Source organism: Microlunatus aurantiacus (assembly GCF_039536605.1).
GTDB classification, from domain to species: domain Bacteria; phylum Actinomycetota; class Actinomycetes; order Propionibacteriales; family Propionibacteriaceae; genus Microlunatus; species Microlunatus aurantiacus.
Genome location: NZ_BAAAYX010000014.1, coordinates 122378 through 137244 on the forward strand (window position 1 = coordinate 122378; position 14867 = coordinate 137244).

Genomic DNA, 14867 nt, shown 5'->3' on the forward strand with positions numbered 1-14867 from the left:
CGGGCACAGGGTTGTGGAGGGGCGCGATGGCTGGAGTGATCGACACTCAGCGGGGCTCGGCGGGAGCAGGCCGATCGGGCGGTGAGCCGACCGCGTCACGGCCGGCGATGTCGATCTTGATCACCGTCAGGGGCACGCTGCCCAACCTGCGACCGGCCGAGCAACGCGTGGCCGAGCTGGTGCTGTCGGACCCGGCGGGGGTGTCGGAGAGCTCGATCACCGCTGTGGCCCGGCGCTGCCAGACGTCGGAGACGACGGTGCTCCGCTTCTGCCGGGCGATCGGGTTGACCGGGTATCCCGAGCTGAGGATCGCGCTGGCTCGAGCCGCGCTGTGGGAGGAGTCCGGGCAGGCTCCGGGACACCCGACCACGGGGCAGATCGACCCGGGCGACTCGCTGGCCGACGTGGTCGCCAAGATCACCCACGCCGACGAGTGCGCCATCGCCGACACCGCGGCCGCTCTCGATCTCGTGATGCTGGAGAAGGCCGTCGTGGCCGTGGCCGGGGCCCGGCGGGTCGACATCTACGGGATCGCCGCGAGCGGCCTGGTCGGGGCCGACCTGCACCAGAAGCTCCACCGGATCGGGAAGATCTCGTTCGTCTGGTCCGACCCGCACCTGGCTCTGACCTCGGCGGCGGTGCTGGAGTCGGCGGACGTGGCCGTCGGCATCTCCCACACCGGCACCACTGTCGACACCCTGGACGCGCTGCGGGTGGCGCGCACCCGCGGGGCGACCACGATCGCGATCACCAACTTCGCCGGTTCGCCGATCGCCGCGCACGCGGACGTGCTCCTCACCACCGCGGCGCGGGAGACCACGTTCCGCTCGGGTGCGATGTCCAGCCGGATCGCCCAGCTGGCCGTGGTGGACTGCCTGTTCGCCGGCGTCGCCCAGCGCTCCTACGACCAGGCGATCACCGCGCTGGAGTCCACCTACGCCGTGGTCCGGAGCCGACACAACGATCGGCCGCCGCTCGCGGTGGACTGAGGGCCTTCCGCTCGGGTGGTCGGGGCGGGGACGAGATCGCGGCGGTGAGGGCCGACTCGGCTGGCACAGTGAGATCGTGCCGACGCCCGACCAGCCCTCCGACGTTGCCGTCGGCCGCGACGCCCATCCTCGCCGGACGATCCTCGTCCTCGGGATGCTGTCCACGTTCGGGCCCATCTCGCTGGACCTGTATCTGCCGTCGCTGCCCGAGCTGGCCACCGACCTGGGGACGTCGACCTCCAGCGCCCAGCTGACGATCACCGCCTGCCTGCTCGGGTTGGCGGTCGGACAGCTGATCGCCGGTCCGTTGTCGGACCAGTTCGGCCGGCGACGGCCGTTGATGATCGGGTTGGTCTGCTACCTGCTCGCCTCGCTGGCCTGCGCGTTCGCGCCCACCATCGAGCTGCTGCTGGTGCTCCGGTTGCTGCAGGGGCTCGCCGGGGCCGCCGGTCTGGTGATCGCTCGAGCCGTCGCCCGGGACCTGTACGAGGGTCGGGCGCTGCTGATCTTCTTCTCCCGGCTCATCCTGGTGTCGGGGCTGGCCCCGGTGGTGGCGCCGCTGATCGGCGGCCAGCTCGCCCGGGTGATGGACTGGCGCGGCATCTTCGTGGTGCTGGCCGGCTTCGGGTTGCTGCTGGTGGTGGCCGGCCTCGTCGGGGTGCCGGAGTCGCTGCCTCCGGAGCGGCGTAGTGCGGGTGGGCTGCGCGACAACCTGGTCGGCTTCCGGGAGCTGCTCGGCGACCGGGTGTTCCTCGGGGCCGCGTTCGCGTCCGGTCTGGCCGGCGCGGCCATGTTCGCCTACATCGCAGGGGCGACGTTCGTGCTGCAGCGGATCTACGGGATGTCGGCGCAGGGCTTCTCGTACGCGTTCGGGGTCAACGCCCTGGGGATCATGGCCCTGTCCCAGATCGGGGCCCGGCTGGCCCGGAGCCGACCGGCGACCCAGGTGCTGGGCGCGGGTCTGGCGATGAACCTGCTCGGAGCGGTCGGGGTGCTGGTCAGCGTGCTGACGGGGGCGGGTCTGGTGCCGCTGCTGGTCGCGCTCTGGGTGATGGTGAGCGCGGTCGGACTGGTGTTCCCGACCGCCACGACGCTGGCGCTGGCCGACTACCCGCACCAGGCGGGGCGGGCGTCCTCGCTGCTCGGCCTGGGGCAGTACCTGGCCGGCGCGCTGGCCGCCCCGCTGGTCGGCATCGCCGGCGAGGACTCCGCGCTGCCGATGGGTGTGGTGGTGGTCGGAGCCAGCCTGTCGGCCGGTCTGGTCTTCTGGCTCCTCGTCGTCCGGACCCTCCGCCGTCGCGAGACGACCGCTTGACGTCCTCGAACAAAAGTTCGAATATGGAGAGGTGACCGAGGCCCCCACCATCGCCGACCTGCGCCAGCGGGTCAACCGGATGCAGGGGGCTGCGGTCACCCGCCAGCTGTCCCTGCTGCCGGGGCTGAGCGATCTCGTCAGTCTGCACACGGGGATGGTCTGCTGCCTCGACAGCCCCGGTCTGGCCATGTCGTTGATGGCGGGCCCGTCCCGGGCCGGTGACTGGACGGCTGTGGTCGGGGTGCCCGAGTTCGGCTTCGATGCGGCGCTGGCCTTCGGGGTCGACCTCGGTCGCTGCATCGTGGTGCCCGAGCCGGGGGAGCACTGGTTGAGTGTGACCGCCGGACTGGTCGAGGTGACCTCCCTGGTGCTGGTCCGTCCTCCGGTGCCGGTGAGTGAGCAGCAGGCGGCCCGGATGCTGGCCCGGCTTCGGCAGAAGGACGCCGCGCTGTTGGTCGACAGCGGTCAGCTGGGAGATCGCGCCTGGCCCCGTCCGCAGCGGCGGCTGACGGTGACCGACAACCGCTGGTCGGGGCTGGGACGCGGTCATGGGCACCTGCAGAGTCGTCGGGTGACGGTCCGGTCGCGTGGCGGTGGGGTGCCGGACCGGACCGTGGACCTGTGGCTGCCAGACCAGCGCCTGGACGTCCGGGTGGAGACCGGTCAGCCGTCCCGCGGGTACGAGACGAGCCCCGGGTACCAGACGAGCCCCGGGTACGGGACGAGCGCGTACGGCAGTGAGGTGGCGGCCGGATGAGTGTGCTGGATGCCCTTCCCGAGCTGTCGACGGTGGCGGCGAGGAGACCCGCCGCAGCCGCTCCCGGTGGCCCGGCGACCGCAACCGCTCCCGCTCGCCCGGCGACCGCCACGCCGCGGGTGATGGTCGTGTGGTGCCCCGACTGGCCGGTGGTCGCGGCCATCGCGGCCGAGGAGCTGTCGGCCGACGACCCGGTGGCGGTGGTGGCCACCAACGAGGTGGTGGCCTGCTCGGCCGCGGCCCGGCTCGAGGGGGTCCGGCGGGGGATGCGGCGTCGGGACGCGGTGGGTCGTTGTCCCGAGCTCACGCTGGTCGACGCCAACGAGACGCGGGACCTGCGGGCGTACGAGCAGGTGCTGTCCGGCCTGGAGCAGCTGGTCGCCACCGTCACCCCGCTCCGCCCCGGGATCTGCGCGCTGCCGGTGCCGGACCGGTTCTACGGCGGGGAGCCGCAGGCGGCGGCGGTGATCGCGGAGATGCTCGTCGAGTACGGGGTGTGGGACTGCCGGGTCGGTATCGCCGACGGCATGTTCGCCGCGGAGCAGGCAGCCCGTCGGGCGGAGGCCCAGAGCTGGTTCGTGGTGCCACCCCAGGGATCGTCCCGGTTCCTGGCCGAGCTCGAGATCGGCGCGCTGGAGGACGCCGACCTGGTCAGCCTGCTGCGACGCCTGGGGATCCGGCGGTTGGGGGAGTTCGCGGCCCTGCCGGCCAGTGACGTGGCCACGAGGTTCGGCCGGCACGGCAGCTGGTTGCACCGGCTGGCCCGGGGCGCCGACGTGCGGGTGGCCGCCGGACGGCGACCTCCGCTCGAGCTGGCGCAGCGGGTGGCCTTCGAGCCGCCGCTGGAGACCGTCGAGCCGATCGTCTTCAGCACCCGGCAGACCGCCGACCGGTTCGTCGCCGAGCTGAGCCGGCACGGGCTGGTCTGCACCACCGTGACCGTGGAGGTGCGCGGTGACCGCGGCTGGCAGGGGGTGCGGACCTGGGGGCACCCCCGCTGGTTCGGCTCGGCCGATCTGGTCGACCGGGTGTTCTGGCAGCTGCAGAGCGATCCGGCGCCGGAGCCGGTGTGCGAGGTCCGGCTGGTGCCGGAGTCGGTGGAGTCCCTCGGCGACCACGGCGACGGGCTGTGGGGCAGCGCCACCGACGACCGGGTGGAACGGGGGGTGGCCCGGCTGCAGGGGATGCTCGGGCCCGAGGCGGTCGTGGCGCCGTCGGTGCAGGGCGGTCGCGGAGCCGCGCAGCGGCAGGCGGCCGTGCCCTGGGGGGAGCGGGCCGAGGGGCTGCGGCCCCGGTCGCTTCCCTGGCCGGGGAGCATCCCGCCGCCGGCACCGACCCGGGTCTTCCCGCGACCCCGACCGGCGACCGTGGTCGGTCAGGACGGCCGCTCGGTGGCCGTGTCGGACCGGGGGTTGGTGATCGGGGAGCCGGCCCGTTTCCGTCCTGACCCGGCCGGTCCGGTGCTGGGGGTGCAGGCCTGGGCGGGACCCTGGCCGATCGACGAGCTGTGGTGGGACCCGGACGGCGCCCGACAGGTCGCGCGCTTCCAGCTGGTCGGTCTGGACGGCAGCGCCTGGTTGATGCTGGTGGAGCAAGGCGAATGGTGGACAGAAGCTCGCTATGACTGAGCACGCTTCGACGGCTTGGTCCGCGGAGGGAGTCTCGGGGGTGGTCTCGGGACAGCCATCCGCGCCTTCGCAGGCTCCGGCGCTCCCGCCAGGCCCGTCCGCGTCCCTTCGACGCACCCCCGAGACTCCCTCCGCTCAGCTACCCGATCGTGGCTCGTGCGGCTTCTCTGTGGATGGTGGCTGAATGGGGTGGAACAACCCGCCGATTCCGTGGAGCGAGCTGGAGGCGCGGTTGTCGGGGCGGGTCAGTCCTGATGATCCGCTGGATCCTGAGTGGGCGCGGCTGAACCAGTCGCCGCTGAGTCGTCGACCGGCATTGGCGCCCGAGCCGGATCCGGCCGCGCAGCTGGACCGGAACGGGGACCCGATCCCGCCCTGGAGTCGTAGCCGGCGGCAGCGCGGGGCTCCGCCCTCTCCGCCGCAGCAGGCGACCGTCCCGTACGCGGAGCTGCACAGCCACAGCAACTTCAGCTTCCTGGACGGGGCGTCGGATCCGGAGGATCTGATCGAGGAGGCGGTTCGACTCGGGCTGACCGCGTTGGCGATCACCGACCACGACGGTCTGTACGCCGCCGCCCGGTTCGCCGAGGCGGCACAGGGCTACGACCTCGACACCATCTACGGCGCCGAGCTGTCGCTGGGGCTGCGGACCCCGCAGAACGGGGTGGCCGATCCGGAGGGCTCGCACCTGCTGGTGCTGGCCCGCGGGGTCGAGGGCTACCACCGGCTGGCCGCGGCGATCACCGAGGCGCAGCTGCGCGGGGACGAGAAGGGCCGGCCGCTGTACGACCTGGACGAGCTCGCCGCCGCCGCGGACGGACACTGGACGATCCTGACCGGCTGCCGCAAGGGTCGCGTACGCCAGGCACTGGCCGCCGGCGGTGTCGAAGCCGCAGCCCAGGAGCTGGACCGGCTGACGGCCCTGTTCGGGCACGACCGGGTGGTGGTCGAGCTGGTCGACCACGGCCGCCCCGACGACTCGTCGATCAACGACCGACTGGTGGAGCTGGCCCGGGTGCACGAGCTGCCGGTGGTGGCCACCAACGCGGTGCACTACGCCCAACCTCGGCAGTACCGGCTGGCCAGCGCCATGGCCGCGGTCCGGGCGCGGCGGAGCCTGCCGGAGATGGACGGCTGGCTGCCGGTGCCCGGAGCGCACCTGCGGTCGGGGGAGGAGATGGCCCGGATCTTCGCCCGCTATCCCGGCGTGATCGAGCAGACCGTGGCGGTGGCGCAGGAGTGCGCCTTCAACCTGAGGCTGGCCAAGCCGCGGCTGCCCAAGCTCGAGGTGCCGCCGGGGGAGACCCCGATCAGCTGGCTGCGGGAGCTGACCCGACGCGGGGTGGAGGAGCTCTACCCGGACCGGCGCGAGATCGCGTACGAGCGGTTGCAGCGGGAGCTCGTGGTGATCGAGGAGAAGGACTTCCCGGGCTACTTCCTGATCGTGCACGACATGGTCGACTTCGCCCGGAAGCGCGGGATCCTCTGCCAGGGCAGGGGATCGGCGGCCAACTCGGTGGTCTGCTACGTGCTCTACATCACCGCCGTCGACCCCATCCTCTACGGTCTCCCGTTCGAGCGGTTCCTGTCCGCCACCCGCGACGAGGAGCCCGACATCGACGTCGACTTCGACTCCGACCGCCGGGAGGAGGTGATCCAGGAGGTCTACCGCCGGTACGGCCGCCGCAACGCCGCCCAGGTGGCGAACGTGATCAGCTACCGGCCCAAGTCAGCGGTGCGCGACATGGCCAAGGCGCTCGGTCATTCAGTCGGTCAGCAGGACGCCTGGTCCAAGCAGATCGACTCCTGGGGGGCGATCCCGGAGCAGAACGAGCACGGCATCCCGGCTCCCGTGGTCGCCCTCGCGGACGAGCTGCTGGGAGCGCCGCGACACCTGGGCATCCACGCCTGCGGGATGGTGCTGACCGAGCGACCGGTGGGAGAGGTGTGTCCGATCGAGCGCGGCCGGATGGACGCCCGCACGGTGCTGCAGTGGGACAAGGACAGCTGCGCCTGGATGGGCCTGGTCAAGTTCGACTTCCTGGGGCTGGGGATCCTCAGCGCGATGCAGTACACGCTGGATCTCGTGGCCGCTCGGCTCGGCGAGACCTGGACGCTGCAGTCGCTGCCCAAGGAGGAGGCCGGGGTCTACGACATGCTCTGCCGGGCCGACTCGATCGGGGTGTTCCAGGTGGAGAGCCGGGCCCAGGTCGGCACCCTGCCCCGGTTGCAGCCGCGGAAGTTCTACGACCTGGTGATCGAGATCGCGCTGATCAGGCCCGGCCCGATCCAGGGCGGCGCCGTGCACCCCTACATCCGGCGGGCCACCGGCCGGGAGGAGATCACCTACCTGCACGAGGCGTTGAAGCCGGTGCTGGAGAAGACGCTGGGGGTGCCGCTGTTCCAGGAGCAGCTGATGCAGATCGCCGTCGCGGTCGGTGGCTGCACCGGCGACGACGCCGACCTGCTGCGCCGGGCCATGGGCTCCAAGCGCGGCGTGGAGAAGATCGAGCGGCTCAAGGCGAAGCTCTACGCGGGGATGGCTCTGCACGGCATCACCGAGGAGGTGGCGGACGAGATCTACGCCCGGATCCAGGCGTTCGCCAGCTTCGGCTTCGCCGAGAGCCACGCCATCAGCTTCGCCCTGCTGGTGTACGCGAGCTCGTGGTTGAAGCTGCACTATCCGGGGGCGTTCCTGGCCGGGTTGCTGCGGGCCCAGCCGATGGGGTTCTACTCGCCGCAGTCCCTGGTGGCCGACGCCCGCCGGCACGGGGTGGAGGTGCGCCGGCCCGACATCGCCGCCTCGGGGGTGGATGCGGACCTGGAGCTTCTCTCCGTCGAGGAGGAGGCCGGCGCCGCGGGAGACTCGCCCGGGGTGATCGTCCCCGGGGGGATGGACTCCTGCCGGTCGGCCGAGCAACCGCAGGTCGGCCGCTTCCAGCGGGGTGCTCCGGACCGCAGCGCGGACCACCGGCGGGACGGGGGAGCAGCGGTGCGGTTGGGCTTCACCTCGGTCAGCGGCATCGGTCGCGCCCTGGCCGAGAAGATCGTGGCCGAGCGTGAGCAACAGCCGTACGCGGACATGAACGACGTGGTCCGCCGCGCCGGTCTGACCGTGGCCCAGACCGAGGCGCTGGCCACGGCGGGGGCGTTCGACTCGTTCGGGTTGAGCCGACGGCAGGCGCTGTGGAACGCCGGGTACGCCGACTCGCTCGACACCCTGCCCGGCACCGCGGTCGACGCGGCTCCGCCGGAGCTGCCGGGGATGAGCGACGTGGAGCTGACCCTGGCCGACCTGTGGGCGACCAAGATCTCTCCCGGGGAGCATCCGATCTCCCACCTGCGGACGGCGCTGGAGGAGCAGGGCATCCGGCCGGTCGGGTCGCTGGGTGAAGGCGATGACAAGCGGCGGGTCCGGGTAGGGGGACTTGTCACCCACCGGCAGCGCCCCGGGACCGCCGGTGGGGTCACCTTCCTCAACCTGGAGGACGAGACCGGGATGCTGAACATCGTCTGCTCGGAACCGATGTGGAAGCGGTACCGGCGGATCGGCCGGCAGAGCAACGGTCTGGTCATCCGCGGGCGGGTCGAGTACGCCGACGGGGTGACCAACCTGGTGGCGGACCGGTTCGACCCGCTGGCAGCGGTGCTGCCGCAGTCCTCGGCCACGGTCGCCCGAGCCACGTCGCGCGACTTCCACTGACGTCAGGCTTCCTGCCGGCCCGCTGACCGAGCGGTTTGCTCGTCCGGGCGGTCACCTTTCGACCTGCGACCGGCGATGCGCGATCTCGTCCGTCACCTCAGTGCCGGGGAGTCACGTCCTGGGGTCCGTGGTCGCCTGCCGGTCCGGTTGTCGTCAGGGAGCCACATTCTGTGCCCGGCAGGGAGCCCGAGCGTCCGTTTATCGCCGGCGAGTCACGTGTGGTGGTCCGCGACCGCCCTGCCGGCCGTTTGTCGCCACGTAGCCACATTCGGTGGCCGGCAGGAAGCACGAGCGTCCGTTTGGCGCCGGGAAGTCACGTCCGGTGGTCCGCCGGCTGCCCTGTCGGTCCGTTTGTGGCTGGAAAGTCACGTGCGGTGGTCCGCCGGCTGCCCTGCCGGTCCGTTTGTCGCCCGGGAGTCACGTCCGGTTGAGGGGGGGCGGCCGAGGCCGCCGGTTCCCGCCGGGGAGCCGCGAACGGCTCACAGAGCACGGCGCGGGGCCGCGATGTTACTGACGAGTAAGGTTTAGGTTCACAAGCAGAACGACCCCGCAAGCGCCGTACCCATCGGGCACGCCCCCACGAAGGAGCCGAGAGCCGTGCAGGTTGTCGCGATCGTCGTCTCTCTGGCGATCACCGCCGTCGCCGTCGTGCTGGCCGTCCGGGCGGTCCGCTCGATGGTCGCCGTCATCAGGCTCGGCCGACCCGAGGTCGGTCGCGACGACCGGCGCGGTGAGCGGTGGAGGGGGCTCGTCGCGGAGACCCTGGGGCACACCCGGATGCTGCAGTGGCGGCGGGTCGGGGTCCTGCACTGGTTCGTGATGATCGGGTTCATCACCTTGAGCTCGCTGGTGGCGACCGCGTACGGGCAGCTGTTCGTCCCGACCTTCGCCCTGCCGGTCATCGGCCACTGGATCGTGTTCGAGTGGTGGGCCGACATCTTCTCCTGGCTCACCCTGATCGGGATCGTCGGGCTGATCGCCATCCGTCAGCGGAACCACCCGCGTACCCTGGGCCGCCGCAGCCGGTTCTTCGGCTCGACGTTCTGGCAGGCCTACTTCGTCGAGGCGGTGATCCTGGGCGTCGTGCTCTGCGGCCTGGTCCTGCGCGGACTCGAGTACGCCCACGGCACCGGCACCCGGTGGGACTTCCCCCTGACCTGGTTCCTGGGCGTCCCCTTCACCGGCCTGAGCACCGTCACCCTGGACAACCTCGTCTTCGCGGTGGCCATGATCAAGATCATCATCTCGATGACCTGGGTGATCGTGATCGCCCGGCACATCACCATGGGCGTGGCCTGGCACCGGTTCAGCGCCTGGGTGAACATCTGGTTCAAGCGCGACCCCGGCACCACCGCGCTGGGTCGGCTCGACCCGATCATGGTCGACGGTGCGCCCCTGGACTTCGAGCAGCTGGAGGACCTCGACGAGGACGTCGCGCTGGGCGTGGGCAAGGTCGAGGACTTCACCTGGAAGGGTCTGCTCGACTTCAGCTCCTGCACCGAGTGCGGCCGCTGCCAGTCCCAGTGCCCGGCCTGGGCCACCGGCAAGCCGCTGTCGCCGAAGCTGTTGATCACCGGTCTGCGGGACCACGCGTACGCCAAGGCTCCCTACCTGCTGGCGGCCGAGGAAGCCCGCGGGTCCCTGCCCGAGGCCACCGTCGCCGAAGCGTCCCGCCCGCTGATCGGGACCGCCGAGCTGTTCGGCGTGATCGACCCGGACGTGCTCTGGTCGTGCACGTCCTGTGGCGCCTGCGTCCAGCAGTGCCCGGTCGACATCGAGCACGTCGATCACATCATGGACATGCGGCGGCACCAGGTGCTGCTCGAGTCGGACTTCCCGTCCGAGCTCAACGGGCTCTACAAGGGACTGGAGAACAAGGGCAACCCCTGGAACATGGCACCCAGCAAGCGGATGGACTGGGCCAAGGAGCTGCCGTTCGAGGTCAAGCAGGTCGGTGTCGACGTCGAGGACCTGACCGAGGTCGAGTGGCTGTTCTGGGTCGGCTGCGCCGGCGCGTACGAGGACCGGGCCAAGAAGACCACTCAGGCCGTGGCCGAGCTGCTGCACACCGCGGAGGTGGACTTCGCCGTGCTGGGCAAGGGCGAGACCTGCACCGGTGACCCGGCGCGGCGCTCCGGCAACGAGTTCGTCTTCGCCGGGCTGGCGACCGAGAACGCGGAGACGCTCAGGGACGCCAAGGCGACCAAGGTCGTCGCGACCTGCGCCCACTGCTTCAACACGCTGAAGAACGAGTACGCCCAGTTCGGGGTCGAGCTCGAAGTCGTGCACCACACTCAGCTGCTCAATCGGCTGGTCAAGGAGGGTCGACTGACACCGGTCGCCCCCAGCGCGGCCGAGGACTCCGTCACCAAGAAGATCACCTACCACGACCCGTGCTTCCTGGGGCGGCACAACCAGGTGTACAGCCCGCCGCGGGAGCTGCTCGCGGTCATCCCGAACACCACCTTCGAGGAGATGCCGCGCAACAACGAGCGGTCCTTCTGCTGTGGTGCCGGCGGGGGCCGGATGTGGATGGAGGAGAACATCGGCGAGCGGATCAACGTGAACCGCACGAAGGAGGCAGTGGCCACCGGCGCCGACCAGATCGCCGTGGGCTGCCCCTTCTGCCGGGTCATGCTCTCCGACGGACTGACCGCCGAACAGCACGCCGGTCACGCGCGGGACGAGGTCGAGGTGCTGGACGTGGCTCAGCTGCTGCTCGCCTCGGTCAAGCGGGGCGAGACGCCGGCCTAGCGACGTCGGCCCGGGCCCGCATGAGTCCGCTGGCACAGACCGTCGGGTGCGCCGGTCTACGCTGTGAACTCTGCGGACAGCTGCGCCGAGCAGCGTGGTGCCGCTGGCCGAGCAGAGGAGCGTCAGATGATCAACGTCCCCGACTTCGACGCTCTCTACCGCGCCGACCCGGACCCGTGGCAGGTCGCCGGCAGCTTCTACGAGCAGCGCAAGCAGGCAGTGCTGTTGGCCTGTCTGACCCGACCGCGGTACACCGCGGCCTGGGATCCCGGCTGCGGCACCGGCGAGCTCGCGGCCGCCCTGGCCGACAGGACCGGGTCCGTGCTGGCCACCGACTCCTCGACCGAGGCGGTCCGGCTCACCGCACGCCGGTGTGGTGGGCTCGGGACCGTGGTGGTGGCCCCGCTCCGCCAGCCCGCCGACCCCGACCGGCCGGGCGAGGGCACCGGCGGCTTCGATCTGACTGTGGTGGCCGAGTTCGCCTACTACCTCACCGCCCCCGACCGGGCCGCCTTCTGGGACGTGGTCGATGCCTCGTCGGCGCCGACCGCGGAGATCGTGATCGTGCACTGGCGGCACCGGCCGCACGACGCCTACCTCAGCGGCCTCGATGTCACGGCGGAGGGCACCCGACGGCTGACCGAAGCGGGTCACCGCTGGGAGCGTCGGGTGCGTCACGACGACCAGGACTTCGTGCTCGACGTGCTGGTCCGGGAAGCCGCGTGAGTGCCGTCGGCCCCGCTGACCTCGCACGAGCGCACTCACCGGCTGGCGTCCACCGCGCTGGAGCCGGCCGATGACGACCTCGTCCTGGTCCCGGTTGTCGCCGGTCCCGGACCCGGGCGTCCTGCCCGACGGCTACCTGCGGCACGCCCCCACCCGGACGGGGCTCCGAGACGCGATCAGCCACCTGGCCCGGACCGAGGACTGGTCGGTGCTGCGGTGGTCCGCCTTGGTCGACGCCCTCCTCGCTGTCGGCCGGACCGACATCCCCCTGAGCCGCCTGGTGGAGGGTCACGTCGACGCCGTGCGCATTCTCGCGCAGGGCGAAGCGGCGCCGCGCGCTGACCGGCTGTACGGCGTCTGGGCCTCGCGCTCGGCCGGGACCGGCGTCGCCGCCGAGGCCGAGGGCGGCGACCTGCTGCTCTCGGGCACGATCCGGTTCGCCTCGGGGGCCGGTGTGGTCGACCGCGCCCTGGTGCCGGTCTGGCTGGACGAGTCCACCCACCTGCTGGTCGATCTGGCTACCCACGACCTGCCGGTGGACCGCGGTCAGTGGCAGACGGCGGCGATGCAGGTGAGCCAGTCCCACACCGTCCGGGTGGACGGGGTGACGGTGTCCAGGGCCGACGTGGTGGGTGGTGAGAACTTCTACCTGCGGCGGCCGGAGTTCCTGCCCGGGGGCGTGGGCGTCGCCGCGGTCTGGGCCGGAGGTCTCGCCCGCGCCCTCGACGTGACCCAGGCGATGCTCGACGGTCGAGCCGTCTCTCCTGCCCAGGACCTCCGGCTCGGTCGGGCTCGCCTCCAGCTGATCGCCGCCCTCACCGCGGTGCGGACCGCCGGCGAGCGACTCGACCAGCTGCTCGGCGGTCGTGCGGCCAGGGGCTCGTCGCCGGTCGCCTCGTCGCCGGTCGGGCCGGTCGACCCAGAGCCTGTCGACGTCGAGGCGGTCGCCGCCGTCAGCGGGGAGGCGCGGGCCGTGGTCGCGGGGGCGGTGATCGCCGCGCTCGCCGACATCAGGGCGCTGGTCGGTCCAGCGGGTCTGGCCTTCGACCCCGACCTGGGCCACGCCCTCGACGACCTGGGTCTCTACGTCGCTCAGCTCAACGGGGACGCCGAGGCCGGCCGTCTGGGGTCGCAGGCCCGCGAGCACCCACGGTCCTGAGACACCGCCCGGGACTGCCGGACCTCAGCCGCGGCGGTTGCTCCGGATGGCCAGCACGACGATCAGGCTCACGCCGATGGCGATACCGGCCAGCACAGCCGGGGGCAGCTGCTGGACCTTGGTGACGAGGTCCTGCGCGCCGTCCTTGAGCTGGTCGGCGGTCTCCTCGGCTTTCTGCTTGGCCTGACCCTTGACGTCGGCCTTGGCGGCCAGGGCCTCGACGTTGGCGGCCAGTCGTTCGCGAGTGGCCGCCAGATCGGCCTGCAACGCCTCGGCGGTGGGGTTGTCCTGGTCGGCCGCCGGGGTCGGCACGGGCTCGGTGGGGGTGCTCATCTGCGTACGCTCTCCTTGATCTCGGCCACGTCGGCCTTGACATTCTCGACAGTACTGGTCGGCACCGCGGGAGCGGCCTCGCCGACCTTCTTCTTGCCGATCAGCGCCGCCACTCCGGCGACGGCCAGCACGACCACGCCGACGATCAGGGCTGCCGCCCAGGTCGGCAGCACGAGGGCGAGGGCGAAGATCGCCGTGATGATCAGGCAGCCGATCCCGAACAGGGCCAGCACACCGGCCGCCCCGAACGCGCCGAGGCCGACGCCGGCCGTCTTGGCCTTCTGGGTCATCTCGACCTGCGCGAGCTTGAGCTCGGTGCGGACGAGCCGGCTCGACTCCTCGGTGACCTGCTTGATCAGGGTGGCGATCGAGTCGTCGGGTCCCGGGCCGCCGGGGACGGCCGCAGCGGCGGGCGTGGCGGAGACGGTCGAGACCTCTCGGCCGATGTCGGGGGTGCTGTCGCTGGACATGGTGGATCCTTCTGTACGGGCGAGGGCCACGTCGCGGTCCCCGCCGGGGGGTAGGGAGTCGGCGGCCACGGCGCCGCGCCGGCCGAGCGGTTGGGGCGGCCCGGTGGTGGAGTCCTTGACCGTCTGCTGCTCCGCCTCGGCGTTGATCTCGGCGCCGAAGAGGATGGCGTACGACGTCAGCCAGAGCCACATCAGCAGGACGACGATGCCGGCCACAGCGCCGTAGGTCTTGGCGTAGCTGGCGAACAACGAGACGTAGAGGGAGAAGCCGAGCGAGACGAGCAGCCACAGCAGGGTGGCCACAACCGCGCCGGGAGAGGCCCAGCGCAGCTTCGGCGCGTCCCGGTCAGGCGCCACCCGGTAGAGCACGGCCAGGGCACCCATGATCAGCGCGGCGATCAGCACCCAGCGCACCACCTGGACCAGCCAGCGGAGCGGGCCACCGTCGAAGAAGGAGAAGACCACCGGCAACACCGCGATCAGCGTGATCAAGATGATCATGAAGATGATCGCGCCGAAGGTGAGCGCCAGGGCGACCAGGCGCTTCTTGACGATGTTGCGGTCGTCGGTCTCGTCGTAGGCGGTGTTGACGGCCTGCACCAGGTTGGCCACACCGCCCGAAGCGCTCCACAGGGCGACCAGCAGCGAGACGATGACGCCGATGCTGAGGGCCCCGGTCTTGGCCGACTGCGCCGTCAGCTGGTCGATGATCAAGGTCTTGACCTCGGCCGGCAGGGCACTACCCAGCGAGTCGATCTGGGTCGCGATGGTGGCCGGGTCGGCGAACAGCCCGTAGGCCAGGACCAGCGCGATCAGCGAGGGGAACAGGGCCAGGAAGCCGAAGAAGGCCACCCCGGCACCGAGCAACGGGACCTGGTCCTCGGTGGTCTGCGCCCACGCGCGCTTGAGGATCTGCATCCAGCCCTGGCGGGGGATGTCCTGCGGCTTGTCCGCGTCGGAGCCCGGTGCTGTTGACACCGAGGTCGTCGCCTGCTGGTTGCTCATCGTTCGCCTCTCGTGCGCCCGTGCCGGG

Annotated in this window: 10 protein-coding genes; 8 read left to right on the forward strand and 2 right to left on the reverse strand. The window is 71.6% G+C overall.

What is annotated here, in order from left to right; translation table 11 throughout:
* Positions 1–107: 107 nt before the first annotated feature.
* The 8 genes from ABD714_RS17395 to ABD714_RS17430 all read left to right on the forward strand — a co-directional run bounded on the left by ABD714_RS17395 (position 108) and on the right by ABD714_RS17430 (position 13031).
* The gene (locus tag ABD714_RS17395; RefSeq protein ID WP_344813706.1) at positions 108–989 is read left to right on the forward strand and encodes a MurR/RpiR family transcriptional regulator; all 882 of its coding nucleotides are present in this window, start codon (positions 108–110) and stop codon (positions 987–989) included.
* 76 nt (positions 990–1065) lie between these two features.
* On the forward strand, positions 1066–2304 hold the full coding sequence (locus tag ABD714_RS17400) for a multidrug effflux MFS transporter (protein ID WP_344813707.1): 1239 nt from the start codon (positions 1066–1068) through the stop codon (positions 2302–2304).
* 31 nt (positions 2305–2335) lie between these two features.
* Entirely contained in the window at positions 2336–3061 is a 726-nt protein-coding gene (locus ABD714_RS17405; RefSeq protein ID WP_344813708.1) for a hypothetical protein, read from the forward strand.
* Positions 3058–4689 (forward strand): DNA polymerase Y family protein, encoded by a 1632-nt coding sequence (locus ABD714_RS17410; RefSeq protein ID WP_344813709.1) that lies wholly within the window; start codon positions 3058–3060, stop codon positions 4687–4689. Before ABD714_RS17405 ends, ABD714_RS17410 begins: the two co-directional genes overlap by 4 nt.
* A 184-nt stretch (positions 4690–4873) precedes the next feature.
* Entirely contained in the window at positions 4874–8392 is a 3519-nt protein-coding gene (locus ABD714_RS17415) for an error-prone DNA polymerase (RefSeq protein ID WP_344813710.1), read from the forward strand.
* Between the two features lie 597 nt (positions 8393–8989).
* Positions 8990–11146: a (Fe-S)-binding protein gene (locus ABD714_RS17420; protein WP_344813711.1), complete on the forward strand. Its 2157-nt coding sequence runs from the start codon at positions 8990–8992 to the stop codon at positions 11144–11146.
* Between the two features lie 126 nt (positions 11147–11272).
* Complete coding sequence (locus ABD714_RS17425; RefSeq protein ID WP_344813712.1) at positions 11273–11872, forward strand: class I SAM-dependent methyltransferase; 600 nt, start codon at positions 11273–11275, stop codon at positions 11870–11872.
* 70 nt (positions 11873–11942) lie between these two features.
* A complete protein-coding gene (locus ABD714_RS17430) occupies positions 11943–13031 on the forward strand; it encodes an acyl-CoA dehydrogenase family protein (protein WP_344813713.1) in 1089 nt (362 codons plus the stop codon).
* A 24-nt stretch (positions 13032–13055) separates the two neighbouring features.
* On the opposite strand, the gene ABD714_RS17435 is transcribed toward ABD714_RS17430, so the two are convergent.
* Positions 13056–13364 (reverse strand): DUF3618 domain-containing protein, encoded by a 309-nt coding sequence (locus ABD714_RS17435; RefSeq protein ID WP_344813714.1) that lies wholly within the window; start codon positions 13362–13364, stop codon positions 13056–13058.
* Positions 13361–14839 carry a YhjD/YihY/BrkB family envelope integrity protein gene (locus ABD714_RS17440; RefSeq protein ID WP_344813715.1) on the reverse strand — a complete coding sequence of 493 codons (1479 nt, stop codon included), beginning with the start codon at positions 14837–14839 and terminating at the stop codon, positions 13361–13363. The genes ABD714_RS17435 and ABD714_RS17440 overlap by 4 nt, the downstream gene beginning before the upstream one ends.
* Positions 14840–14867 lie beyond the last annotated feature (28 nt).